The sequence below is a fragment of the Pseudomonas kairouanensis genome, assembly GCF_004682055.1.
GTDB lineage: Bacteria > Pseudomonadota > Gammaproteobacteria > Pseudomonadales > Pseudomonadaceae > Aquipseudomonas > Aquipseudomonas kairouanensis.
The window spans coordinates 1-23,587 of record NZ_QUZU01000033.1; the positions used below are offsets into that span (position 1 = coordinate 1).

Below are 23,587 nucleotides of genomic sequence, written 5' to 3' on the forward strand. Positions count from 1 at the left end.
CCCCTGTGGGAGGGGCTTGGCCCCGATAGCGCCAGTTCAGACGGCAACATTCTCCAAGGCACACACGTCTTCCTCCACCTCATCGATCTGCTTGATCTGCTCGATCATCGCCTCCGCCAACGGTGACAACCGATACCCCGCCCGGCTGACGATCCCATAACGCGTATACCGCTCCTCCAAATCCTCGGCCAGGCCGTCGATCTTCAAGCACACCAAATCACCCCGGGCCATGTGCAGCACATCGCTGTTGGCGCTGACGATGCCGATGGCGTCCGAACGCAGCACCACGCCCATCAGGCTGTAGCCGTTTTCGCATTCCACGTTGGGCAGGTAATCGGGGCGGCCGCTGAGGTCGACGATGACCTTGCGCAGGTTGGGCGGGCGGATGGTCACGGCCAGTGGGTAGCTCATCAGCTCGGCGGCGCTCACGCTGTCGCGGCCTGCCAGCGGGTGGGCGGCGCGGCAGCAAAAGTCCCAGCGACGTGGGCGCAGGCGGTGGGTGTGGTAGTCCGGGTTGGCCTCGAAGTGGCGGGTGTCGGCGACGAAAAATTCGAACTCTTCGCTGAGTAGGCGCTTGCTCAAGGTTTGCCAGTCATCCACCTGGAACTGCACCCGTGCCTTGGGGTAACGCCCGATAAAGCTGCCGATGGCCTTGGGGATCAACCCAGCCGCTGGCGCCGGCCCGCAACCAAAGCGCAGCTCGCCGGCCTCCAACCCGTTGAATTGGCTGATCTCGTTGGCCAGTTGCTGGGCGCCGCTGACCAGGCGCCGAGCGTGTTCGAGCAATACCTGGCCTTGCTTGGTCGGCGCCAGGTCCTTGCGGCCACGGTCTACCAACTGGCAACCGGCGGCATGCTCCAGGGCCTGGATGCTACGGCTGAACGCCGATTGCGACAGGTTCACGGCCAACGCTGCGGCTACAAAACTGCGTTGTTCGGCGAGGGCAATGAAGTGGCGAAGCTGGCGCAAATCGATATGCATTTTTCACATCAAAAATATCGGGGAAATGCATTGGCTATGCATTAGGTCGACTCCTTATAAAGGCTATCTCTTATGCAGTAAATGTTCGTAAAAACATAAATAAATAACCTAAGGGAATATGGGTTGGTGGATATTTCCTGGTTCCGGAGCCGCTTATGAGTCTGTTGACGCCCGCTGTACCTTGCTCTCCCTGGAGGCTTAAACGCTTGCCTTTGGCCTTGTTGCTGGCTGGCAGCGCCAGTTGGTCGCCCAGCTACGCGGCCGATACGACGGCGCCCAAACCAGAAGGCGAGAGCGCCAGCGGCCAACTGGAAACCGTCACGGTGACCGCGCGCCGCCGCACCGAAAGCGCTCAGGACGTACCCACGCCCATGAGCGTGATCGGCGGCCAGGCGCTGGAGAGCCAGCGGGTCTATCGGATTCAGGATTTGCAGCAACTGGTGCCCAGCGTCAACGTGGCCTACATGCATGCCCGCCAGTCCAGCGTGTCGATTCGCGGCCTGGGCAACAACCCGGCCAGCGACGGCCTGGAAGGCAGTGTGGGGCTGTATATCGACAACGTTTATCTGGGCCGGCCGGGGATGGCGGTGTTCGACCTGATGGACATCGAGCAGCTTGAAGTGCTGCGCGGCCCCCAAGGCACCCTGTTCGGCAAGAACACCACGGCCGGGGTGATCAACATCAGCACCCGTGCGCCCAGTTTTACCCCGGAGCGCAGCATCGAAACCTCGTTGGGCGAGGACGGGTACTTCCAGACCAAGGGCACGATCTCTGGCCCGCTCACCGACGACCTGGCAGGGCGCTTTTCGGCGTACCGCACGCGCAGCGACGGTGACATCAAGAACGAACACGACGGCCATGACCTCAACGGTGGCTCACGCCAGGGCTTTCGCGGGCAACTGCTGTACAAGCCGAGCGACAGCTTCAACCTGCGCTGGATCGGCGATTACAACGAAGAAGACTCCAGCGCCGGCACCCGCGTGCTCTACAGCACGGGGCCGACCATCAACGGCACCAACCTTTACGAGTCCCGCGCCGCTGCCGCCGGGGCAACGCTGGTGGACGGCACCCACCGCAAGGTCAACCTGGATAACGACCAGCACGTTACCGTGTTCCAGGGCGGCACGTCCCTGGAGGCCAACTGGACCTTGCCGAGCGACTTCACCCTGACCTCGGTCAGCTCCTACCGCTTCTGGAACTTCACCCCGCGCAACGACGACGGCCTGAACGTGCCAGCGTCATACAACGCCGGTGTGTCGGTGGAAGATAAGCAGTGGTCCCAGGAGTTCCGCCTGGCCTCGCCAACCGGCGGGTTCTTCGATTACGTACTGGGCGCCTATTACTTCGGCAACTCCCTGGACAACAAATCGTTCTCCTATTACGGGCCCCAGGCCGATATTTGGAACGGCACCGCCACGGGCGCTCTGGCCAACGTCACCAGCATTGGCAACGGGCATATCCGCACCGACAGTTTTGCGCTGTTCGCCCAAGGCACCTGGCACCTCACCGAGCGCCTGGACTTCACTGCGGGCGTGCGCGGCACCTACGAAGAGAAAAGCGCCTGGGTGACCCGCAATGCGCCATTGGGCGGTGCCGCCGTCACGGGTGCGGCCGCCGCGGGCCGTAATGGACGCGCTGGAGCCTATGACTCCGGCGATCTCAACCAATACAGCACCAGCCCTTCGGGCCTGCTGAACCTCAGCTATCGCTTCAACGACAACCTGCTGGGCTACGCCACCTTGTCCCACGGCGAGAAGTCCGGCGGCGTCAACCTGGCGGTCGGTTCCGCGCCGACGGCTGGGGCAGACTCGCTGCTGGTGGGCACCGAGCGCGCCAACAACGCTGAACTGGGCTTCAAGAGCACGCTGTGGGACCGGCGCCTGCAACTCAATGCCAACCTGTTCTGGACCCAGGTCAACGGCTACCAGACCAACGCCTACGACCAGAGCAACCGTGTGCAATACCTGACCAACGCCGGTTCCGTGCGCTCACGGGGTGTGGAAGTGGAGAGCACCCTGGTGCCGATCAAGGGCCTGACGCTGAACGTGAATGGCTCGTTCAACGATGTGAGTTATCTGTCTTACAAAGATGCGCCGTGCCCGCCGGAAGTCAGCCTGCGCCCTGGTGCACCGGCCTCTTGCGACCTGACCGGCCACCAGGTGGTGGGCGCCTCGAAGTGGATCGCCAACGCCAACGGCGAGTACAAGTGGAACCTGGATAACGGCTTTGAGCCCTACGTCACCGCCAGCTATGCGTTCCGCTCCAAGGCGGTGGGTACGGTGGAAGACTCCGACTACGGGCAGATCCCGGCGTACGCGGTGGTCAACTTGTCTACCGGCCTGCGTGGCAACTACCAGCAAGGGCAGTGGGACGTGTCGTTGTGGCTTAAAAACGCCTTCGACAAAACCTACTACACCACCTTGTGGACCGGCGGCAACGGCGGCTACGAAGGCCTGTTGGGCACGCCGCGCACCCTGGGCGTAACCGGGCGCTACGACTTCTAAGCGGGCACTGCGGCGGTGCGATAGGTGGCCGGGCTGAATACCCGCGTCACCACCAGCATCGCCACGGCCGTGACCGTCAGCACCACCCAGGCGCTGACAAAGCTGCCCGTGAGTTCGCGCAGCCAGCCGGTCATCCACGGCGATACCGCATTGATCAAAAAACCCACGCCTTGCACAAAGGCCGCCAGTTGCCCGGCTTGCCGCGGGTCGCGGTGGTGGTCCAGGGTCAGCAGCAGGCTCAGGGCAAAGCAGGCGCCCAAGCCGAAGCCACACAACGCCACCCACAGGTGTGGGAATTGCAGCGGCGCGATGATCAGGCCGAGGTAACCCACGGTCTGCGCCAACAGGCTGATGGCAAGCAGTGGGCGCCGGTCGATACCGCGTTGGGCCAGTACCGGCATCAACAGCGCGGCAATCACCTGGAAGATAGTCATGAACGCCAGCAATGAGCCGCTGGGCAACACGCCCCAACCCAGTTGCTGATAGAACGCTGGCAACCACGCCACCATGCTCATGTAGCCGCAGTTCACCAAGCCAAAGTACAGCGCCAGCAACCACGCACGGCGGTTGCGCAGGCCCTTGAACGCGGGAATTTCCTTCGCGCTTTTGGCTGCGCCCAATGGCAGCCAGGCCCACAGCAGCAAGGCCCCCAACGCGGGCAGCAACCACACCCCCAACCCCGCCTGCCATTGCTGCAAATGCGTGGCCACCACCGGGCTGAGTAACGCCGCCAACCCGCCGCCCGCCATCAACGAAGCCGAATACACCCCCATCGCCACCGGCACGCGGTGATGGAATTCGCGCTTGATCATCGCCGGCACCAGCGCCTGGATCAGCGCCACGCCCGCGCCCCCCAGCAAGGCGGTGACCAGCAGTGTCGAGCCCTGGCCCATCAGCCAGCGGGCCAGGCACGCCAGCAAAATCATCATCAAACCCAGGGCGATGCCGCGTCGTTCGCCCAGTTGCGCCTCAACCCGTACGCCCACCAAGGCAACCAGGCCCATGCAGATCACCGGCAGGCTGGTGAGCAATGCGCTGCTCTGGAAGCTCAGGCCGGTGGCCAGGCGGATCTCGCCGAGCAGTGGGCTGATGGAGCTGAGGATCGGCCGCAGGTTCAGGCCCAGCACCACCAGCAGGCCCCAGCCGGCGAGTGATTTATTGAGGGTCATGCTGGGCTTTCCATTGGCGGTACAAGGCCGTCATGGCGGCGTCGGGCAGGTGCTGGATCGGCAGGCGTTGTTCGCTTGGGGGCAAGCCGACCTGTTGACCGATGGCGGCCGTCGAGAGCCCGAAAGGTTCGGCCATTGCATTACTGGCCGCGAACACCACTCGCTCCACGCCGCACAGGTACATGGCGCTCAGGCACATCGGGCAGGGTTGGCCGCTGGCATAGATCACGCAGCCCTCCAGGCGTGCGCCGAGCTGTCGGCTCGCAGCGCGTATGGCCAACAGTTCGGCGTGGGCGGTGGGGTCCTGGGTCAGGTGGATTTCGTTCACGGCCTCCACCAGCACTTCACCGTGGCGTGTCAGCACCGCGCCGAACGGGCGCCCGCCTTGGGCGACATTGGTGTGGGCCAGGGCGATGGCGCGTTGCAGGTGCTGTTGATCCTGGGTCATGCAAGCCTCCTGGGCACGATGAGGGATGAAGTATGCGTAGCCGCCGAGGTATTCTGAAATTAAATATAACCATGCCAACCAGTGGCAAACGCAATGGTGAGCGCCATGTTCGATCCCGTGTTGTTACGCAGCTTTGTCGCGGTGGTGGACTGCGGCAACTTCACCCGCGCCGCCGAGCGCCTGCACCTGACCCAGTCCACGGTGAGCCAGCAGATCCGTCGCCTGGAAGAGACGGTGGCGTGTCAGTTGCTCGACCGCGACCAGCGCCGCGTGGTGGCCACCACCGAGGGCGAGCGTTTGCTGGCCTATGCGCGGCGCATCCTGGCGCTGCATGAAGAGGCTGCCGATGTGTTGATCAACCAGCAGAGCGACGGCGTGTTGCGCCTGGGCGTGCCGGAAGACTTCGCGTCCGAACGCCTGATGCCGTTGTTGTCGGCGTTTGTGCTGGCCTATCCGCGGGTGCGGCTGGAGGTCACCAGCGGCCTGGGCCCCGAGTTGCAACGCCAATACCGCGCCGGTGAGTTCGATGTATTGCTGGTCAAGCAGATGGGGGACAGCGATGACTGCCTGGCGTCCTGGCCGGAACCGCTGTGTTGGGTCGACAGCCGCAGCACACCCTCCCTGGGGCGTGACCCGTTGCCGTTGGTGGCGTTTCCGGTGGGCGGGTTGTACCGCAATGAAATGCTGCAGCACCTGGAAGTGGCCGGTTGGCGCTGGCGCATCGGCTATTCCAGCGCGAGCCTGGCCAGTGTGTGTGCGGCCGTGGCGGCAGGGCTGGGCATCAGTTTGTTGCCGCAGCGTGTGGTGCAGGCCGGGCATCAGGTGGTGGGGGCAGACAGTGGTTTGCCGGCGGTGCAGGGTGTGCGCCTGGCACTGTATGCCCGCAGTGGCTTGGGGGCGGCGGGGCAGTGTTTGCAGAGTGAATTGTTCGATTTGTGCGCAAACAACCCCTACTGAGCCATGCCTTTAGTGAATATTTTGTATGCCTCAAAGGCATTGAAAAAAAGCCGCCAGGCTGCAGGCCACGTAGACCGTGGCTTTGACGTTTCTGGATGTTTCATTTATTCAATTTAGATCTATGTATAACTTTAAAGATTACTTTAAGAGATAAGCGTCTGGCCCCGATGATTCAGCCCTCGACGGCCTTCCATGCAGGCCTGTCGGTTTTTTTGTTTCAAAACCGTAGGGAGTGAATCAATGGGCAATGTCCAGACCGCCGCCAGTGCACAAGAGGCGCAATGGCGCCAGGCACCGAGTGGTGAGTTGGTCGACCTTGGCCGGCCGCACCGCGCGCCGTTGGGGCAGTTGCGAACGCAGAAAACCCCCAAGCGTTTCTCTAGCCGTCGCGAAGGGATTCTGCTGGGTCTGCTGGTGTTGGCCCTGCACGGTGCGGTGATTTATTGGGTGGCCCAGAAGCCGACCCCGGTGTTGCCGATTGTGCCGCCGGAAATTCCGCCGATGACCATCGAATTTTCCCAGCCGGCACCGCCAGTGGTTGAACCGCCACCGCCTGTGCCGCCACCACCGCCGCCGCCAGTGGTCGAGCCACCGCCGCCGGTGGTGGATGAATTGGCCGCAAAACCTGCGCCCAAAAAACCGATTCCAAAGCCCAAGCCCGTGCCAAAACCGGTGCCCAAGCCTGAGCCCGCACCCAAGCCGGTCGAGCAACCGCCTGCGCCACCCAAACCGGCACCGCCTGCGCCGCCCGCGCCACCAGCGCCGGCCCCGGTCACACCCGCTTCGGCCAATGCCGCGTACCTGAAGAACCCGGCGCCCGAATACCCCTCACTGGCCCAGCGCCGGGGTTGGGAAGGCACGGTGTTGCTCAGGGTGCATGTGCTGGCCAGCGGCAAGCCGGGCGAGATCCAGGTCCAGAAAAGCAGCGGTCGCCAGCAACTTGATGACGCCGCACTGGCCGCGGTGAAGCGCTGGAGCTTCGTACCGGCCAAGCAGGGCGATGTGGCCCAGGACGGCTGGGTCAGCGTACCGATCGACTTCAAGATTCACTAACTATTCGGCTGCGGTGTGTTGCACACGCCGCGACCTGCACAGAGGGAAAACATCATGGCATTAGCATCTCCACTTGAATCCATCGAAAGCGCGGTGATCTGGCTGCTGGTGGTCTTTTCGGTCGCCACCTGGGGCTTGGCCCTGCTCAAGGGCGTGCAGTTCGGTCGCCTCAAGGCGCAGGATCGCAAATTCCACAAACAGTTCTGGGCGGCGTCGAGTCTCGACTCTGCCGCCGAACTGGCTGAAACCCAACCCGGCGCCGCTGCCCGCGTGGCCCAGGCCGGTTACGCCGCGATCCAGGTGGGCGACGCTCCGCACGCTGCCGACCTGAGCCAGGCCATCAACCACCAGGACCGCCTCGAACGCGCCCTGCGCCAGCAGATCGTACGTGAACGCCGCTCCCTGGAAACCGGTCTGGCCGTGGTCGCCAGTATCGGTAGCACCTCGCCGTTCATCGGCCTGTTCGGCACCGTGTGGGGCATCATGGAAGCCCTCAAAGGCATCAGCGCCGCCGGTTCCGCCAGCCTCGAAACCGTGGCCGGCCCCATTGGTGCCGCACTGGTTGCCACGGGCGTAGGTATCGCCGTCGCCGTACCGGCGGTGCTGGTCTACAACTACTTCCTGCGTCGCCTCAAGCTGACCGCCGCCGACCTGGATGACTTCGCCCACGACTTCTACAGCCTGGCGCAGAAAAATTCGTTCCGCGTGCTGCTGCACCCCACACTGAACAAAGCCGCTGCCGGCAACCCGCAAAAAGTGAAGGAGGCGTCCTGAGATGGCCTTCTCCACGCAAGACAGCGATGAGGTACTGAGCGAGATCAACGTCACGCCCCTGGTGGACGTGATGCTGGTACTGCTGGTGGTATTTATCGTCACCGCGCCACTGTTGACCAATGCGATCCCGATCAACCTGCCCAAGACCGAGTCTGTGGCCCCGGTTGAGCAAAAGGACCCGCTGGTGGTGAGCATCGACGGCGCCGGCAAACTGTTTATCAACAAGGACGAAATCCAGCCGGACCTGCTGGAATTCAACCTGCAGGCGGCCAAGGCCAAGGACCCCGATGTGCGGGTGCAACTGCAGGCTGACGATGGAGTGAACTACGGCGAAGTGGCGCGAGCCATGGCGTCGATCGAACGCGCGGGGATTACCAAGCTGTCGGTGATTACCGCCCGTTAATTGCAAAAGCCTCGACAAATTTTTGGCCGTCTCCTTGGCAGGGTGCGGCCTTTTTTTTGCCTGCGTTTGGGCAATACCAGAGGTTCAAAGTGCGCCAACCCCAGCGATTTGCGGATACCGGATTTCAACCTCTCGCTGAAACTTTCCAGCGTTCTCTTTAAGCCAGTCAATCAGTCGAGCGATATCAGGTTCCGATTGCCGTCCATTGCGACAAATAACGTAGTACGCCGCCGGCGACATCATCACCGGCCCGCCGAGTGTGACCAACGCGCCATCTTCCAACTGGTCATACACCAACGCTGTCCTCGCCAGTGCAATCCCGCCACCCTTCACCGCCAGGCTGATTGCCAGGCTGGAGTCCGGAAAGCGTGGCCCATGGTGATAAGGCGCAGCCGCCAGGCCCTGAAACGCAAACCAGCTTTCCCATCCCGGACACACCTGATCGTCCACACGGTGAATGAGTGGATACTGCGCGATATCCGTCAGCGGAATATCGCCATTAATACGTTGAAACTCTGGTGAGCAAACCGGGAATACGGCATCGCGCATCAGCAGTTCGGCATGATGATCCGGGTAGTCGCCGTACCCCATCACAATAGCGACATCGAACTGATGAGCGCCGAGATTGGCGCTGTTCATGTCCGCACTGGTCAATACCAGGTCGAGGTTGAATGAAGCGTCGGTATGGGAACCATGCATTCTGGGGATAAGCCAGGAGGAACACAGAGACGAGGTGCACGAGAGGTAAAGCGGCTGTGACTTGCTCGGGTTAAGTGTGTTCAACACCGCCTCAAGTTCTTTGAAAAAACCATCTGCAACCGGCAACAAAGCGTGCCCCGCTGCCGTGAGATTCACGCCCCTTGAGTGGCGCTCGAACAACTGCACGCCCCACCACTCTTCCAGCCCCGCAATTTGATGGCTTATCGCACTGGCGGTCAGGTTCAACTGGGAGGCGGCGCGGGCAGAACTCCCCGTCTGTGCAGCACTGACAAAGGCTTGCAGCATGGGAATAGGTGGCGGACGTTGGCCCATCAGGTGCTCACTTTGATCAGGATGATCCCGCAAACAATGACGAACGCCGAAAGCATCCGCCGCCAGCCGAACCGCTCGTGAAAAAACAGCGCGGCAATAATGGCGCCGATAATAACACTGGTCTCGCGCAGCGCTGAGACCTTAGCCACAGCGTCCAGCGACAGCGCAAACAGCACCAGGCCGTAGGACGTGAGGTAAAAAACGCCGCCCATGACGCCGACTTTCCAATGGTTGCGAATGGCCTCTGCGAAGGCCACATGCTTTTTGATAACCGCCAGCGCCGGAATCGGAATGCTCTGGAATACCGTCAGATAGAGGATGTATTGCAGCACCGTCTCGCTGGCTCTTACACCCTTGGCATCCACCACTGTGTAGGACGCGATAAATGCACCCGCACACACCGCCATCAGGATCGGTTTAAACATACGCGCGGTCATCCTGCGCACGAATGTCAGGCTGATAATGCCGACACAGATCAGCAACACCCCTGCCATTGCGTAGGGCGATAGCTGCTCATGCAGCAGAAAGCAGGAAAACAGCGCGACTAAAACCGGCGGCACCCCACGCATGACCGGGTAGACCTGCCCAAAGTCGCCGGTCTCATACGCCTTGATCAGAAATAATCGATAGGCCGTGTTGAGCACCACGGAAACCAGCACATAGCCCCACACCTGTGGGCTTGGCGCATTGACCAGCGGCAACGCCGCCAGGCAGATCAGCAGCGCCGTACCATCGACCATCGCCAAGGTCATGAAGCGACTGCTCCCCGCCCGAACGACCGCGTTCCAGGTGGCGTGCATGAAGGCGGAGATCAAAACGAGGGTGATGGCGATGTCGGAGTTGTCCATGGGGCTCGGGCGGGCGGGGAAATGAAGGCGGCTATTTAACGCAGTCATCTGCCAGGGTCAGAAGCGAAAGCTCGTCAGTGCTGCCGTTAAAAACCGTCATGGTTTGTAAAGGGCCAGCAAGTCACCTCCCTTTAAATTGCAGGACGTTTCCGAGACAATCCCCGCCGCCTTGTGGCTGTTGGAATGGATGGCTAGTCTTCGGCCCGTCGCTGGTTTTCAGTGATCGGGTTTAGCAGCCTGAGTTCAATAGGCACACGGTTCACATCTCCTTTTATGGTGGCTGTGCGTGGGGCACCCTCGGGTGCGCTGGTGTTCCTATTGGCCAGTCTGCTAACCCGCGTACAGCTGCCACCTATCGTTTAGCAGCGTTAGTGGTCGCTCCCGTCTTCAATAGGAGTTACACCATGACCAAAGCACTCCCCGATCCACCCCTCGATTGCCTCGTCGCCAACGAAAATCTCAGTTTCGAAGACGCCCAACTTTATATCGCTCACCTGATCCACAGCGCCTCGGCCACGGTGTGGGACTGTTGTGAGCACCTGCCGCCGCACGACCGCGCGAAAATTCATGCGGTGGGGCATTTGCTGGAAATGGCCAAGACGGTGGTAGATCGCACCATCGAGTGCCTGCCTCGGACCCAGCACGCGGTCTAAAAACCACTGCAATGCCAATGTGAAATCCGATAAATGTGGGAGGGGGCTTGCTCCCGATAGCGGTGGTTCAGTCACAGTTGTATTGGCTGATAGACCGCTATCGGGAGCAAGCCCCCTCCCACATTTTGATTTTCACTAGGATTGAGTTTTTGGTTATTAATAAATAGCTTCTTATTCCTTAACGAATATAACCCTCGTCCCTATACTATTCAGCAACGTTAAACGCTGCAGGAGGGCACACCCATGCACAGCGAGTCGATTCGTTACCTGATCGTGCCGGGCTGGCAAGGATCGCCAGAAGATCATTGGCAAACCCATTGGCAGAACAGCCTGCCCAACAGCGCCCGTGTGGAGCAGGCCGATTGGCTGACACCGCGTCGCGAAGACTGGGTGGCAGCGTTGGCCGAGGCTATCGCGGCCGACAGCACGCCGGTGATTTTGATCGCCCACAGCCTGGGTTGCATCACGGTGGCCCATTGGGCGGCTACAGCGCCGGTGCAGTTTCTGCGTCAGGTACGGGGTGCCTTGCTGGTGGCTCCGGCCGATGTGGAGCGACCTGCCTGCTCACCTGCCTTGCGTAACTTCGCACCGATTCCGACCGACCTGCTGCCGTTTCCCAGCCAGGTGGTGAGCTCCGACAACGACAGCGCCGTCAGCGCCCCACGGGCCCTGGAACTGGCGCGCAATTGGGGCGCCGAAGCCGGCATTTTGTCGGGCGCCGGCCATATCAATGTGAAGTCCGGCCACCAGCGCTGGGAGCAGGGTTTCGCCTATCTTTATCGCCTGCAAAGCCGCCTTGAGCATCACGCCCGGCGCACTGCCTGAACATTTTTCAACGCCCCGTCCCTTGAGTGGATTTGGGGCGGGAGCCTGCCATGAGTCTGCATGAAACCTACGGCCAGCCACTGCTGACCTTCCCCGACGCCGATAAAAGCCCGCTGAGCATCCGCGCCAAGGCCTTGGTGTTCGTCGACCCGCGCTCGCGCCAACTGCGCGAAGACCTCGAAAGCCTCGCCCCCCGTGCCTTGCCCGTGTTGATTCGTGGCGAGACCGGCAGCGGCAAAGAACTGCTGGCGCGCCACATTCACCGGGGCAGTGATCGCGGCGGCTTGTTTGTGTCGGTCAACTGCGGCGCCATCAGCCCGACTTACGCCGACGCCGAGCTGTTCGGCTATGCCGCCGGCAGCCACAGTGGTGCGGCCAGCAGCCGGGCAGGGTGGTTTGGTTCGGCCAATGGCGGCACCTTGTACCTGGATGAGATCGGCGACTTGCCGCTGCCGATCCAGGTCAAGTTGCTCTCCGCCCTGGAGAACCACGAAGTCACCCGCGTGGGAGCCCACCAACCAAGCCCGGTGGATGTGCGCCTGGTGGCGGCCACCAGCATCGACCTGGCCCAGGCCGTGGCGGCGGGCAAGTTCCATGAGCGCCTGTTCCATTACCTGAGCGAAGGCCAGCTGGAGCTACCCGCGCTGCGCGAGCGGGTCGGCGACATCCTGTCCCTGGCCGAATATTTCCTGGGCATCTACAGTCAGCGCCTGGACCTGCCGGTGCCGCTGATCAGCGATGCCGCTCAGCAGGTGCTGGAGCACCACAGCTGGCCGGGCAATACCCGCGAGCTGGAAAACGTTATTCACTTTGCGTTGCTGGTGAGCAGTGGCGACGAGATTTTGCCCGAGCATCTGAACCTACCGGTGGCGGGCTCGCCGCTTGAGCAAGTGCAGCGGATTTTCAACAGCGCGAGTCCGGCGGAGCAGGAAATATTAAGAAAATTCCTGCATGAGCAAAATGGAATATCAACGTGAATAAAAGATATTGTTCGGGAATAAAAAATCTAGGTATTGTCACTCCCACGCCGCGATAGCATTTCGCTGGCACACTCTATAAAAACGGTCGTCACAGACGCCCTCGGAATTCCGATAAGGACACTGCATGAAAAAGGTTCTGTTGTTTACCGCACTGGCGGCTGCCCTGACTGCAAGCCTGGCCCAGGCCAACGAGAAGCTGGTGGTTGCCGCCACCCCGATCCCGCACGCGGAGATCCTCGAACTGGTCAAGCCAACCCTGGCCAAAGAAGGCGTGGACCTGGAAATCAAAGTCTTCACCGACTACGTACAACCCAACGTACAAGTGGCCGAAAAGCGCCTGGACGCCAACTACTTCCAGACCCTGCCGTACCTCGAAAACTTCAACAAGGGCAAAGGCACCAACCTGGTGACCGTGGTCGGCGTGCACGTTGAACCGTTCGGCGGCTACTCGAAAAAGATCAAGAAAATTGAAGACCTGAAAGACGGCGCCACCGTGGCCATCCCCAACGAAGGCTCCAATAGCGGCCGTGCCCTGTTGCTGCTGCAAAAGGCTGGCGTGATCACCCTGAAAGATCCAACCAACGCCCTGGCCACGCCGAAAGACATCGCCAGCAACCCCAAACACCTGAAATTCAAAGAGCTGGAATCGGCCCTGCTGCCGCGCGTGCTGGACCAGGTTGACCTGGACCTGATCAACACCAACTACGCCCTGGAAGCTGGCCTGAACCCAGCCAAAGACGCGCTGATCCTGGAAAGCGCTGATTCGCCGTACGTGAACTTCCTGGTGGCCCGCCCGGACAACAAGGACAGCGACGCTATCCAGAAGCTGTCCAAGGCCCTGACCAGCCCGGAAGTCAAAGCTTTCATCGAGAAGAAATACAGCGGCGCGGTGGTGCCAGCGTTCTGATGTAACCCAAAACCCCCTTCAAGGTTTCAACGCCGGCGGCTTGTATAGCGTCGGCGTTTTTTATAGTTGGAATGCGGTCAAAACTGTGGGAGCGGGCTTGCTCGCGAAGGCGGTGTATCAGTGTCGGATGTGCTGACTGATACGCCGCATTCGCGAGCAAGCCCGCTCCCACATTTGAACTGCGTAGGCTCACATAACTCGTGTGTTGATCGCCCTACGCAACGCCATCAACCACTTCACCAACTCCTGCGGATCCATCGGCTTCGCTTCTTTCATCATTCATTCCCTCGAATCACAGACCCCAAGACCATAGCCCTCACCCGGCAAACCCGCGAATCCGGCGGTTATCTTTTTGGGTGATATCAATATGCTATTTGGGTATTTAAATTTTCGTTTTTATACCCTTAAAGTTCGCCCTACCCGACGTTACCCACGTCGGATCGAACCGCGCACGCCGCATTACCCTTGCGGCGTTTTGGACCTCCGATGACCTTCGATTTCGCATTTATCCTCAGCACCTTGCCGGCGTTTTTAAAAGCCGTGGGGGTGACGCTGCAAGTGGGCCTGATCGCCATTGCCACCTCCTTGCTGGTGGCGCTGATCAACGCTGCACTGCTGGTGTTCCGCACGCCGTACCTGTCGCGCCTGGTGGCGCTGTACGTGGAGCTGGCGCGCAACACGCCGCTGCTGATCCAACTGTTTTTCGTCTACTTCGCGCTGCCGGCCCTGGGCTTCAATATCTCTGGCTTCTGGGCGGCGATCATCACCATGACCTTCCTGGGCGGCGCCTACCTCACCGAAGTGTTGCGCGCCGGGGTGGAAGCGGTGCCGCTGGCGCAGATCGAGTCGGGCAAGTCCATCGGCCTGTCGGACTGGCAGCTGCTGCGCCATGTGATCCTGCCCCAGGCCGGCATCCTCAGCCTGCCGGCGCTGTTCGCCAATTTCATCTTCCTGCTCAAGGAAACCACCGTGGTCTCCGCCGTGGCGGTGCCGGAGATTCTCTACACCACCAAGAGCTACATCGCCCTGTACTACAAAACCTATGAAATGCTTGCCGTGCTCACGCTGATTTGCGTGCTGCTGTTCTTGCCCCTGTCGCTGCTGCTCAGCCGCCTGGAAAGGAGGCTCCAGCATGGCCAGTTCGGGTCTTGAGTTGTTGTGGGTGTCGTTGCCCCAATTGGGCAAGGGCGCTGCGCAAACCCTGTCGATTTCATTTTTGAGCATCGCCTTCAGCACCATTGGCGGCGTGTTGTATGGCGTGCTGCGCACCTTGAATAACCGGCTGATCAACGCGGTGCTGCGGGTGTACCTGGAGCTGTTCCGCGCGATTCCGGTGTTGGTGTGGTTGTACCTGCTGTTTTTTGGCCTGCCGATTTTCTTTGGCCTGAGCATCCCCAGCTTCTGGTGCGCGGTGCTGGTGCTGTCGTTGTGGGGCGCCAGTGAAGTGGGCGAAGTGGTACGCGGCGCGTTGCATTCGCTGCCCCGTGGCCAGCGCGAGGCGGGCTTGTCGATTGGCCTTTCCGACCCGCAGCTGTACGGCTACGTGCTGTTGCCCCAGGCGCTCAAGCGCATGACGCCGCCGACCATCAACGTCTACACGCGCATCATCAAGACCAGCTCGCTGGCGGTGCTGATCGGTGTGGTGGATGTGATCAAGGTCGGCCAGCAAATCATCGAACGCACCTACGAATCGGTATTGATTTACGGCGTGCTGTTCCTGTTTTTCTTCTTTATCTGCTACCCGTTGTCGGCCGCCTCCAAGGTGCTGGAACGGCGCTGGGCCCAAGCATGAGCGCATTGATCGAGTTCCAGGGTTTCAACAAATTCTTCGGCGAACAGCAGGTGCTCAAGGGCATCGACCTTAAGGTGCAAAGCGGCGAAGTGGTGGTGATCCTCGGCCCCAGCGGCTGCGGCAAAAGCACCTTGCTGCGTTGCCTCAACGGTTTGGAAGTGGCCCACAGCGGCAGCCTGCGCTTTGCTGGCAATGAGCTGTTGGACAAAAAAACCGACTGGCGCCAAGTGCGCCAAGACATCGGCATGGTGTTCCAGAGTTACCACCTGTTCCCGCACATGAGCGTGCTCGACAACATCCTGCTGGGCCCGCTGAAAGTGCAAAAACGCGACCCTCGCGAAGCCCGCGAGCAAGCCGAAAAATTGCTGGAGCGCGTAGGGCTTGCCGACAAGCGCGACGCCTTCCCACGCCAACTCTCGGGTGGGCAGCAGCAACGCATCGCCATCGTGCGCTCGTTGTGCATGAACCCCCAGGTCATGTTGTTTGACGAAGTCACCGCCGCCCTCGACCCGGAAATGGTCAAGGAAGTGCTGGAAGTGATCCAGGGCCTGGCCCGCGATGGCATGACCCTGCTGATCGTCACCCACGAAATGGCCTTCGCCCGCGCCGTCGCCGACCGCGTGGTGTTTATGGAGGCCGGTCGCATCCTCGAACAGAACACCCCCGAAGAATTCTTTACGAACCCGCAAACCGCACGCGCGCAGCAGTTCCTGGAGAAATTCTCCTTTGTGTCAACACTGCCCAAGAAAACCAAGGAACTGGAGCTGCTATGAAAAAGTTACTGCTGCCACTGCTAGCCGTCGCCGTACTGGCCGGCTGCGATAAAAAGGTCGAAGAGCCTGCCAAGCCAGCGGCGGCTGCCGCGAGCTACCTCGACAAGATCAAGGCCCGCGACAAGCTGATCGTCGGCGTCTTTACCGACAAGCCGCCGTTCGGTTTTGTGAACGAGGCCGGCCGCTATGTGGGTTTTGATACCGACATCGGCCGCCAATTCGCCAAGGACCTGCTGGGCGATGAAAACAAAGTCGAGTTCGTCGCCGTCGAGCCGGCCAGCCGTATTCCGTTTTTGCAAAGCGACAAGGTCGACCTGATTCTCGCCAACATGACCGTGACCCCGGAGCGCAAGGAAGCGGTGGACTTCACCAACCCCAACCTGAAAGTCGCGGTGCAGGCCCTGGTGCCGAATGACAGCGCAGTCAAAAGCCTGGACGACCTGGCCACCCGCACCACCATCGTCACCACCGGCACCACCGCCGATATCTGGCTGACCAAAAACCACCCGGACTGGAAACTGCTCAAGTTCGAGAAAAACTCCGAGTCGCTGCAAGCGCTGTCGGCCGGTCGTGGTGATGCTTATGCCCAAGACAACCTGGTGCTGTTCAGCTGGGCCAAGCAGAACCCGGGCTACCGCGTGCTGGAAGAAAAACTCGGTGACGAAGCGCCGATTGCGCCGGCGGTGAAGAAGGGCAACACCGAACTGCGTGACTGGGTGAATGCCGAGTTGGCGAAGTTGGGTGAGGAGAAATTCCTGCTCAAACTGTATGACCAGTACGTGCGTAAAGAGCTGAGCGATGACACCAAGCCTGAGAGTGTGATTGTTGAAGGCGGGAAGTGGCAGGGCTGATATCGCTATCGGGGGCAAGCCCCCTCCCACATTTGACTGTATTCACATATCGACATCTGTGAACCCGATCCAGTGTGGGAGGGGGCTTGCCCCCGATGAGGCCCGCCCAGTCACCGCCTATTCCGGCCAATGCCACGCCGGCGCATCCAAAATCCCCTGCCCCATAATCTGCGTCTCCCCCAACACCTTCTCCAACACAATCGAATTACACCCCGCATCCTGCTGCAACGCCGCAATCAAGCGGCTGGCATGGGACACCACCCACACCTGGCACTGCTGGGACGCCTGGATGATCAAGCGCGCCAACGCTGGCAGCAGGTCCGGGTGCAGACTGGTTTCCGGCTCGTTCAGCACCATCATGGTCGGTGGTCTTGGTGTGAGCAGCGCGGCGATCAGCAGCAAGTAGCGCAAGGTGCCGTCCGATAACTCAGCTGCCGATAGCGGTCGCAGCAAACCCTCCTGATAAAACTCGATCGCAAAGCGCCCGCCCTGCAACGGCTCGATATTCAGCCGTGCGCCGGGAAACGCATCACTCACCGCCCGCTGCAACGCCTCTGGGTCGCCGATCTCGCGGATGGTCTGCAATGCCGCCGCCAGATCGCGCCCATCGTGATGCAACACCGGCGTTCGCGTGCCCAGTTGCGGCTGGCGCACGGGGGCATCCACATCGCTGCGAAAGTGATCATAAAAGCGCCAGCCTCGGATGCTTTCGCGCAGCAGCAACACTTCCGGTGAGCCGCGCAGGCTGCCGACCTGATCGAACAGGCTGTGGTAATTCGGCGTGTGCTGGGCCAGCACGTCCCAGCTGCGCCCGTCACGCGCCCGTACCATCGGTCCGGAACGTTGCACCAGCAAACTAGCCGGGCGGTAAATGTGCCCGGCCCAGATGCATTCTTTCTTCACTTCCGGGTCCAGGGAGAAAAACGACAAACTCGGCTCGGGCAAGCCCAGCGAGATGGCGTAGCTGAAATCCTCCCCGGCAAAACCCAGGCGCAAGCGTTTCACCCCTTGGCGTACCGAGGACTCAATCGGCACCTCGCCCTTGTGCATACGGCGGCTGATGGTTTGCGGCCCGGCCCAGAAGGTTGAATCCAACCCGCCCTCGCGGGCCAGCGCATTGATCACCCCACCCTGGGCAGTTTCCGCCAGCAGGCGCAGGGCGCGATACAGGTTGGATTTGCCGCTGCCATTGGGGCCGGTGACCAGGTTGAGGCGGTCCAGGGGCACTACCAATTTATTGATCGAGCGGTAATTGGCCACCGCGAGGGTCTTGAGCATGGGCATTCATTCAGCTTGGGAACCATTGGAGTATGGGAGCCTCCATGCAGATAAGGAACCCTGAACTAAGCTCACAGTCGCATACACACTGGCAAGTCGGCATCACGCAAAAGGAGCCTGCATGGGCGGTCGTATTTCCACCTGTATTTTAGGACTTGGCCTACTGACGCTGCTGAGCGGCTGTGGCCAGGAAAAGGCTGAGCCCAAGCAGCATTCCCGGGTCTTTGTGCAGACCGTGCAGTCGGCGGACTTTGCCGCTGCGGTCACGCTGACCGGGGATATCCAGGCCCGTGTGCAAACCGACCTGTCCTTTCGCGTGGGTGGCAAGATCATCCAACGCATGGTGGACGTGGGCGACCGCGTCACCGCCAAGCAAGTGCTGGCCAAGCTCGATCCCAAGGATCTGCAGACCAACGTCGATTCCGCCCAGGCCCAGGTCGTGGCCGAGCAGGCACGGGTCAAGCAGACCGCTGCCGCGTTTGTGCGCCAGGAAAAACTCCTGCCCAAGGGCTATACCAGCCGCAGCGAGTACGACGCGGCCCAAGCCGCCTTGCGCAGCAGCCAAAGTGCGTTGGCCGCCGCCCAGGCCCAACTGGCCAATGCCCGTGAGCAACTGAGCTACACCGCACTGATTGCCGATGCGCCGGGTGTGATCACTGCGCGCCAGGCCGAAGTGGGCCAGGTGGTGCAGGCCACGGTGCCGATTTTCAGCCTGGCCCAGGATGGCGAGCGCGATGCGGTGTTCAATGTGTATGAATCCCTGCTGGTGGAGCCGCCGCCCGAGGCGCCGATCACCGTCAGCCTGTTGGACAACCCCAGCATCAAGGCCCAGGGCAAGGTCCGCGAAGTGACTCCCGCCGTGGCGGCCAACACTGGCACTGTGCAGGTCAAGATTGCCCTGCAGGCGTTGCCCAAAGGCATGCAACTGGGTTCGGTGGTCAGCGCCACGGCCAATGGCCCGGCCAAGCCCAGCATCGAACTGCCCTGGTCGGCCTTGACCAAAGACATCAACGATCCTGCCGTATGGCTGATCGACGGCGACGGCAAGGCGCAATTGCACAAGGTCAGCGTGGCGCGCTACCTCACGGGCAAAGTCATCATTGCCGATGGCCTCAAGGGCGGCGAAAAAGTCGTGGTGGCCGGTGGGCAATTGCTGCACCCCGACATGCTGGTCGAGATTGCCCAGCAAGGAGCCCAGCCATGAAGCGCCTGACGGTATTACTCGCCGCCAGCCTGTTGCTGGCCGCCTGCTCCAAGGAGGACGCGCCGCCCGAGCCCGTACGCCCGGTGCTGTCCATGCAAGTGAAGGCCGAAGACCAGGAAACCCTTGGCCGCTTCGCCGGGACCATCCAGGCCCGCTATGAAAGCAACCTGGGTTTCCGTGTGCCCGGCCGTATTGCCCGCCGCGCTGTGGATGTAGGGGCCGAAGTGGGGAAGGGCGCCTTGCTCGCCGTGCTCGACCCCACCGATCAGCAAAACCAACTGCGCGCGGCCCAGGGCGACCTGGCCAGGGTGCAGGCGCAATTCATCAACGCCCAGGCCAACGCCCGCCGCCAGCAGGAACTGTTCAACCGCGGCGTGGGCGCACAGGCCCAACTGGACATCGCCCAGACCGACCTGAAAACCACCCAGGCTTCCCTCGACCAGGCCCAGGCTTCGGTCAACCAGGCCAAGGACCAGCTCAACTACGCCGAACTGCGCACCGACCACCCAGGCATCGTCACCGCCTGGAACGCCGAGGCCGGCCAAGTGGTGACGGCCGGTCAGCAAGTGGTGACCCTGGCCCGCCCAGACATCAAGGAAGCGGTGATCGACCTGCCCGCCGGCCTCGCCGAGCGCCTGCCGCCGGACGTGGTGTTCCTGGTGGCCGCACAGCTGGACCCCAACGTGCACACCACCGCCATCGTGCGCGAGATCGAGCCCCAGGCCCAAAGCGCCACGCGCACCCGTCGGGCCCGCTTGACCCTGGCCGAGACGCCGCCTGCGTTCCGCCTTGGCACGGCCATCAGCGTAACCCTGAGCACCGCCATCGCGCCGCGTATCGAACTGCCCCTGAGCGCCTTGCAGGAGGTGGACGGCAAGACCCGCATCTGGCTGCTCGACACCCAAAGCCAAACCGTGCAACCGCGTGACGTCACGGTGATCAGCCGTGACGCCCACAGCGCAGTGCTCAACGCGGGAGTCAAACCCGGCGAACGCATCGTCACCGCTGGCGTGAACAGCCTGAAACCTGGGCAAAAAGTCAAAATCGACGAGGACAGCCCGCGATGAAAGGCAGCTTCAACCTATCCGACTGGGCCCTCAAGCATCAGTCCTTCGTCTGGTACTTGATGTTCGTCGCGCTGCTGATGGGCGTGTTCTCCTACATGAACCTGGGGCGCGAGGAAGACCCGTCGTTCACCATCAAGACCATGGTTATCCAGACCCGCTGGCCCGGTGCGACCCAGGAAGAAACCCTCAAGCAGGTCACCGATCGCATCGAGAAAAAGCTCGAAGAACTCGACTCCCTCGACTACGTGAAAAGCTACACCCGGCCCGGTGAGTCCACCGTGTTCGTGTTCCTCAAGGACACCACCAGCGCCAAGGACATTCCCCATATCTGGTACCTGGTGCACAAGAAGATCGACGATATTCGCGGCAGCTTCCCCCAGGGCTTGCAGGGGCCGTCGTTCAACGATGAGTTCGGTGATGTGTTTGGCTCGGTGTATGCCTTTACCGGCGATGGGCTGACCATGCGCCAGCTGCGCGACTACGTGGAGCAGGTGCGCGCCGAGATCCGTTCGGTGCCGGGGTTGGGCAAGGTCGAGATGATCGGCCAGCAGGACGAAGTGATTTACCTGAACTTCTCCACGCGCAAACTGGCGGCGTTGGGGATCGACCAGCGCCAGGTCGTACAAAGCCTGCAATCGCAGAACGCCGTGACGCCCGCCGGGGTGATCGAAGCTGGGCCGGAACGGATTTCGGTGCGCACCTCAGGGCAGTTCGCTTCGGAAAAAGACCTGGCCAACGTGAACCTGCGGCTCAACGACCGTTTCTATCGCCTGGCAGACATTGCCCAGATCAGCCGTGGCTACGTCGACCCGGCGCGGCCGATGTTTCGGTTCAACGGCACACCGGCCATTGGTTTGGCGATTGCCATGCAGAAGGGCGGCAATATCCAAGCCTTCGGCAAGGCCCTGCATGAACGTATGGACGAGCTGACCGCCGACCTGCCGGTGGGCGTGGGCGTGCACAAGGTGTCCGACCAGGCCGAGGTGGTGGAAGAGGCCGTGGGTGGCTTCACCAGTGCGCTGTTCGAAGCGGTAATCATCGTATTGGTGGTGAGCTTTATCAGCCTCGGCCTGCGTGCCGGGCTGGTGGTGGCGTGCTCGATTCCGTTGGTGCTGGCGCTGGTGTTTGTGTTCATGGAATACAGCGGCATCACCATGCAGCGGGTGTCGTTGGGCGCGTTGATCATTGCCCTCGGCCTGCTGGTGGACGACGCGATGATCACCGTGGAAATGATGATCACGCGCCTGGAAAAAGGCGAAACCAAGGAACAGGCGGCGACCTATGCCTATACCTCCACCGCATTCCCGATGCTTACGGGGACCTTGGTGACGGTGGCAGGCTTTGTGCCGATTGGCCTCAACGCCAGCTCGGCGGGCGAGTACACCTTCACACTGTTCGCGGTGATTGCCGTGGCGATGCTGGTGTCGTGGGTGGTGGCGGTGCTGTTTGCGCCGGTGATTGGCGTGCATATCCTCAGCGCCAAGGTCAAACCCCATGATGCGGAGCCTGGCCGGATTGGCCGTGCGTTCAATGGCGGCATGCTGTGGGCCATGCGCAACCGTTGGTGGGCCATTGGCATCACCGTGGCGCTGTTCGTGGCGTCGGTGTTTTCCATGCAGTTCGTGCAGAACCAGTTCTTCCCGTCATCGGACCGCCCGGAAATCCTCGTCGACCTGAACCTGCCGCAAAACGCCTCGATCAATGAGACGCGCAAAACCGTGGACCGCCTGGAAGCGATCATCAAGGACGACCCGGACATCGCCCGCTGGAGCACCTACATCGGCCAGGGCGCGATCCGTTTCTACCTGCCCCTGGACCAGCAACTGGAAAACCCCTACTACGCGCAATTGGTGATCGTCAGCAAAGGCCTGGAAGAGCGTGGTGAGTTGATCAAGCGCCTGCAAAAACGCCTGCGCGATGACTTCGTCGGCATCGGCAGCTTTGTACAACCGCTGGAAATGGGCCCGCCCGTGGGGCGGCCGATCCAGTATCGGGTATCTGGCAAAGACATTGACCAGGTGCGCAAGCACGCCATTGAACTGGCCACCTTGCTTGATCAAAACACCCACCTGGGTGAGATCATCTACGACTGGAACGAGCCGGGCAAAGTGCTGCGAGTGGACATCGCCCAGGACAAGGCGCGGCAATTGGGGCTGTCGTCCGAAGACGTGGCGCAGTTGATGAACAGCGTGGTCAGCGGCGCCTCGGTGACCCAGGTGCACGACGATATCTACCTGATCAACGTGGTCGGCCGCGCCGAAGACGCCGAGCGGGGCACGCCGGAGACCTTGCAGAACCTGCAGATCGTCACGCCCAACGGCACCTCGATTCCGCTGCTGGCCTTCGCCACCGTGCGCTATGAGTTGGAGCAGCCACTGGTGTGGCGCCGCGACCGCAAACCCACCATCACCATTAAGGCCTCGGTGCGCGATGAAATGCAGCCGACGGATCTGGTGAAGCAGCTGGCGCCGACCATCGATAAATTCAACGCCGATTTGCCGGTGGGCTACAAGGTCGCCACCGGCGGCACTGTGGAAGAAAGCGGCAAGGCCCAAGGCCCGATTGCCAGTGTGGTGCCGTTGATGCTGTTCCTGATGGCGACCTTCCTGATGATCCAGTTGCACAGCGTGCAGAAGATGTTCCTGGTGGCGAGTGTCGCGCCCCTGGGCCTGATCGGCGTGGTACTGGCGTTGATCCCCACAGGTACGCCCATGGGCTTTGTGGCGATCCTGGGCATATTGGCGCTGATCGGCATCATCATCCGCAACTCGGTGATCCTGGTGACGCAGATCCACGAGTACGAGGTGGCCGGTTATTCACCGTGGGATGCGGTGGTCGAGGCCACTGAGCACCGGCGCCGACCCATCCTGCTGACGGCGGCGGCGGCGAGCCTGGGCATGATCCCCATCGCCCGCGAAGTGTTCTGGGGGCCGATGGCCTACGCGATGATTGGCGGGATCATTATTGCCACCTTGCTGACGCTGTTGTTCCTGCCGGCGCTGTATGTGGCCTGGTACAAGATCCGCGAGCCGAAGCCGGACGAACAGGAAAAACGCGGTTAAAAATGTGGGAGCGGGCTTGCTCGCGA

The 23,587-nt window shown here is 61.4% G+C and carries 22 protein-coding genes; 16 read left to right on the forward strand and 6 right to left on the reverse strand.

Annotated features, from left to right (window positions below; translation table 11 throughout):
- Nucleotides 1-36: 36 nt before the first annotated feature.
- A complete protein-coding gene (locus DYL59_RS22255; protein ID WP_135291113.1) occupies nt 37-981 on the reverse strand; it encodes a LysR family transcriptional regulator in 945 nt (314 codons plus the stop codon).
- Between the two features lie 155 nt (nt 982-1,136).
- On the opposite strand from DYL59_RS22255, the gene DYL59_RS22260 reads away from it, so the two are divergent.
- Entirely contained in the window at nt 1,137-3,485 is a 2,349-nt protein-coding gene (locus DYL59_RS22260) for a TonB-dependent receptor (RefSeq protein ID WP_135291114.1), read from the forward strand.
- Here DYL59_RS22260 and DYL59_RS22265 read toward each other — a convergent pair.
- Together DYL59_RS22265 and DYL59_RS22270 are read right to left on the reverse strand one after the other, a co-directional pair.
- On the reverse strand, nt 3,482-4,654 hold the full coding sequence (locus DYL59_RS22265; protein ID WP_135291115.1) for a CynX/NimT family MFS transporter: 1,173 nt from the start codon (nt 4,652-4,654) through the stop codon (nt 3,482-3,484). The genes DYL59_RS22260 and DYL59_RS22265 overlap by 4 nt on opposite strands.
- A complete protein-coding gene (locus DYL59_RS22270) occupies nt 4,641-5,102 on the reverse strand; it encodes a nucleoside deaminase (RefSeq protein WP_135291116.1) in 462 nt (153 codons plus the stop codon). The genes DYL59_RS22265 and DYL59_RS22270 overlap by 14 nt, the downstream gene beginning before the upstream one ends.
- 105 nt (nt 5,103-5,207) lie before the next feature.
- On the opposite strand from DYL59_RS22270, the gene DYL59_RS22275 reads away from it, so the two are divergent.
- The 4 genes from DYL59_RS22275 (at nt 5,208) to DYL59_RS22290 (ending at nt 8,289) form a co-directional block, all read left to right on the forward strand.
- On the forward strand, nt 5,208-6,059 hold the full coding sequence (locus DYL59_RS22275) for a LysR family transcriptional regulator (protein ID WP_135291117.1): 852 nt from the start codon (nt 5,208-5,210) through the stop codon (nt 6,057-6,059).
- Nucleotides 6,060-6,299: 240 nt separating this feature from the next.
- Nucleotides 6,300-7,112, forward strand: coding sequence for an energy transducer TonB (locus tag DYL59_RS22280; protein ID WP_135291118.1), 813 nt, complete (start codon nt 6,300-6,302; stop codon nt 7,110-7,112).
- A 51-nt stretch (nt 7,113-7,163) separates the two neighbouring features.
- Nucleotides 7,164-7,886, forward strand: coding sequence for a MotA/TolQ/ExbB proton channel family protein (locus tag DYL59_RS22285; RefSeq protein WP_135291170.1), 723 nt, complete (start codon nt 7,164-7,166; stop codon nt 7,884-7,886).
- Between the two features lies 1 nt (nt 7,887).
- Nucleotides 7,888-8,289 carry an ExbD/TolR family protein gene (locus DYL59_RS22290; RefSeq protein ID WP_135291119.1) on the forward strand — a complete coding sequence of 134 codons (402 nt, stop codon included), beginning with the start codon at nt 7,888-7,890 and terminating at the stop codon, nt 8,287-8,289.
- Between the two features lie 84 nt (nt 8,290-8,373).
- Here DYL59_RS22290 and DYL59_RS22295 read toward each other — a convergent pair whose 3' ends face one another.
- Nucleotides 8,374-9,321, reverse strand: coding sequence for a LysR substrate-binding domain-containing protein (locus tag DYL59_RS22295; protein WP_135291120.1), 948 nt, complete (start codon nt 9,319-9,321; stop codon nt 8,374-8,376).
- Nucleotides 9,321-10,169 (reverse strand): EamA family transporter, encoded by an 849-nt coding sequence (locus tag DYL59_RS22300; protein WP_135291121.1) that lies wholly within the window; start codon nt 10,167-10,169, stop codon nt 9,321-9,323. Before DYL59_RS22300 ends, DYL59_RS22295 begins: the two co-directional genes overlap by 1 nt.
- A 404-nt stretch (nt 10,170-10,573) precedes the next feature.
- On the opposite strand from DYL59_RS22300, the gene DYL59_RS22305 reads away from it, so the two are divergent.
- The 8 genes from DYL59_RS22305 to DYL59_RS22340 all read left to right on the forward strand — a co-directional run bounded on the left by DYL59_RS22305 (nt 10,574) and on the right by DYL59_RS22340 (nt 16,950).
- Nucleotides 10,574-10,822: a hypothetical protein gene (locus DYL59_RS22305; RefSeq protein ID WP_135291122.1), complete on the forward strand. Its 249-nt coding sequence runs from the start codon at nt 10,574-10,576 to the stop codon at nt 10,820-10,822.
- A gap of 243 nt (nt 10,823-11,065) precedes the next feature.
- Nucleotides 11,066-11,647, forward strand: a complete 582-nt coding sequence (locus DYL59_RS22310) for an alpha/beta hydrolase (RefSeq protein WP_065899566.1) — start codon at nt 11,066-11,068, stop codon at nt 11,645-11,647.
- A 50-nt stretch (nt 11,648-11,697) separates the two neighbouring features.
- Nucleotides 11,698-12,624, forward strand: a complete 927-nt coding sequence (locus DYL59_RS22315) for a sigma 54-interacting transcriptional regulator (RefSeq protein WP_135291123.1) — start codon at nt 11,698-11,700, stop codon at nt 12,622-12,624.
- A gap of 127 nt (nt 12,625-12,751) precedes the next feature.
- A complete protein-coding gene (locus DYL59_RS22320) occupies nt 12,752-13,534 on the forward strand; it encodes a MetQ/NlpA family ABC transporter substrate-binding protein (RefSeq protein ID WP_135291124.1) in 783 nt (260 codons plus the stop codon).
- A 486-nt stretch (nt 13,535-14,020) separates the two neighbouring features.
- A complete protein-coding gene (locus tag DYL59_RS22325; protein ID WP_003187615.1) occupies nt 14,021-14,686 on the forward strand; it encodes an amino acid ABC transporter permease in 666 nt (221 codons plus the stop codon).
- Nucleotides 14,667-15,326, forward strand: a complete 660-nt coding sequence (locus DYL59_RS22330; RefSeq protein WP_016975004.1) for an amino acid ABC transporter permease — start codon at nt 14,667-14,669, stop codon at nt 15,324-15,326. The genes DYL59_RS22325 and DYL59_RS22330 overlap by 20 nt, the downstream gene beginning before the upstream one ends.
- Nucleotides 15,323-16,099, forward strand: a complete 777-nt coding sequence (locus DYL59_RS22335; protein WP_135291125.1) for an amino acid ABC transporter ATP-binding protein — start codon at nt 15,323-15,325, stop codon at nt 16,097-16,099. Before DYL59_RS22330 ends, DYL59_RS22335 begins: the two co-directional genes overlap by 4 nt.
- The gene (locus tag DYL59_RS22340; RefSeq protein ID WP_135291126.1) at nt 16,096-16,950 is read left to right on the forward strand and encodes a transporter substrate-binding domain-containing protein; all 855 of its coding nucleotides are present in this window, start codon (nt 16,096-16,098) and stop codon (nt 16,948-16,950) included. Before DYL59_RS22335 ends, DYL59_RS22340 begins: the two co-directional genes overlap by 4 nt.
- A gap of 117 nt (nt 16,951-17,067) precedes the next feature.
- Here the strand turns inward: DYL59_RS22340 and DYL59_RS22345 are convergent, their stop codons facing one another.
- On the reverse strand, nt 17,068-18,228 hold the full coding sequence (locus DYL59_RS22345) for an AAA family ATPase (protein WP_135291127.1): 1,161 nt from the start codon (nt 18,226-18,228) through the stop codon (nt 17,068-17,070).
- Between the two features lie 121 nt (nt 18,229-18,349).
- On the opposite strand from DYL59_RS22345, the gene DYL59_RS22350 reads away from it, so the two are divergent.
- Genes DYL59_RS22350 through DYL59_RS22360 form a run of 3 tightly spaced genes read left to right on the forward strand, consistent with a single transcriptional unit; the run spans nt 18,350 to nt 23,561 of the window.
- Nucleotides 18,350-19,432 carry an efflux RND transporter periplasmic adaptor subunit gene (locus tag DYL59_RS22350; protein WP_135291128.1) on the forward strand — a complete coding sequence of 361 codons (1,083 nt, stop codon included), beginning with the start codon at nt 18,350-18,352 and terminating at the stop codon, nt 19,430-19,432.
- On the forward strand, nt 19,429-20,499 hold the full coding sequence (locus tag DYL59_RS22355) for an efflux RND transporter periplasmic adaptor subunit (RefSeq protein ID WP_135291129.1): 1,071 nt from the start codon (nt 19,429-19,431) through the stop codon (nt 20,497-20,499). Before DYL59_RS22350 ends, DYL59_RS22355 begins: the two co-directional genes overlap by 4 nt.
- Nucleotides 20,496-23,561, forward strand: coding sequence for an efflux RND transporter permease subunit (locus DYL59_RS22360; RefSeq protein ID WP_135291130.1), 3,066 nt, complete (start codon nt 20,496-20,498; stop codon nt 23,559-23,561). The genes DYL59_RS22355 and DYL59_RS22360 overlap by 4 nt, the downstream gene beginning before the upstream one ends.
- Nucleotides 23,562-23,587: the final 26 nt, after the last annotated feature.

Bases quoted from the DNA above. Each gene is read 5' to 3' on its own strand.
- DYL59_RS22290 (WP_135291119.1), top strand. From the start codon at position 7,888: ATGGCCTTCTCCACGCAAGACAGCGATGAGGTACTGAGCGAGATCAAC.
- DYL59_RS22260 (WP_135291114.1), top strand. From the start codon at position 1,137: ATGAGTCTGTTGACGCCCGCTGTACCTTGCTCTCCCTGGAGGCTTAAA.
- DYL59_RS22360 (WP_135291130.1), top strand. From the start codon at position 20,496: ATGAAAGGCAGCTTCAACCTATCCGACTGGGCCCTCAAGCATCAGTCC.
- DYL59_RS22345 (WP_135291127.1), bottom strand. From the start codon at position 18,228: ATGCTCAAGACCCTCGCGGTGGCCAATTACCGCTCGATCAATAAATTG.
- DYL59_RS22330 (WP_016975004.1), top strand. From the start codon at position 14,667: ATGGCCAGTTCGGGTCTTGAGTTGTTGTGGGTGTCGTTGCCCCAATTG.
- DYL59_RS22270 (WP_135291116.1), bottom strand. From the start codon at position 5,102: ATGACCCAGGATCAACAGCACCTGCAACGCGCCATCGCCCTGGCCCAC.
- DYL59_RS22320 (WP_135291124.1), top strand. From the start codon at position 12,752: ATGAAAAAGGTTCTGTTGTTTACCGCACTGGCGGCTGCCCTGACTGCA.
- DYL59_RS22310 (WP_065899566.1), top strand. From the start codon at position 11,066: ATGCACAGCGAGTCGATTCGTTACCTGATCGTGCCGGGCTGGCAAGGA.
- DYL59_RS22325 (WP_003187615.1), top strand. From the start codon at position 14,021: ATGACCTTCGATTTCGCATTTATCCTCAGCACCTTGCCGGCGTTTTTA.
- DYL59_RS22305 (WP_135291122.1), top strand. From the start codon at position 10,574: ATGACCAAAGCACTCCCCGATCCACCCCTCGATTGCCTCGTCGCCAAC.
- DYL59_RS22340 (WP_135291126.1), top strand. From the start codon at position 16,096: ATGAAAAAGTTACTGCTGCCACTGCTAGCCGTCGCCGTACTGGCCGGC.
- DYL59_RS22280 (WP_135291118.1), top strand. From the start codon at position 6,300: ATGGGCAATGTCCAGACCGCCGCCAGTGCACAAGAGGCGCAATGGCGC.
- DYL59_RS22295 (WP_135291120.1), bottom strand. From the start codon at position 9,321: ATGGGCCAACGTCCGCCACCTATTCCCATGCTGCAAGCCTTTGTCAGT.
- DYL59_RS22335 (WP_135291125.1), top strand. From the start codon at position 15,323: ATGAGCGCATTGATCGAGTTCCAGGGTTTCAACAAATTCTTCGGCGAA.
- DYL59_RS22350 (WP_135291128.1), top strand. From the start codon at position 18,350: ATGGGCGGTCGTATTTCCACCTGTATTTTAGGACTTGGCCTACTGACG.
- DYL59_RS22255 (WP_135291113.1), bottom strand. From the start codon at position 981: ATGCATATCGATTTGCGCCAGCTTCGCCACTTCATTGCCCTCGCCGAA.
- DYL59_RS22355 (WP_135291129.1), top strand. From the start codon at position 19,429: ATGAAGCGCCTGACGGTATTACTCGCCGCCAGCCTGTTGCTGGCCGCC.
- DYL59_RS22315 (WP_135291123.1), top strand. From the start codon at position 11,698: ATGAGTCTGCATGAAACCTACGGCCAGCCACTGCTGACCTTCCCCGAC.
- DYL59_RS22300 (WP_135291121.1), bottom strand. From the start codon at position 10,169: ATGGACAACTCCGACATCGCCATCACCCTCGTTTTGATCTCCGCCTTC.
- DYL59_RS22265 (WP_135291115.1), bottom strand. From the start codon at position 4,654: ATGACCCTCAATAAATCACTCGCCGGCTGGGGCCTGCTGGTGGTGCTG.
- DYL59_RS22275 (WP_135291117.1), top strand. From the start codon at position 5,208: ATGTTCGATCCCGTGTTGTTACGCAGCTTTGTCGCGGTGGTGGACTGC.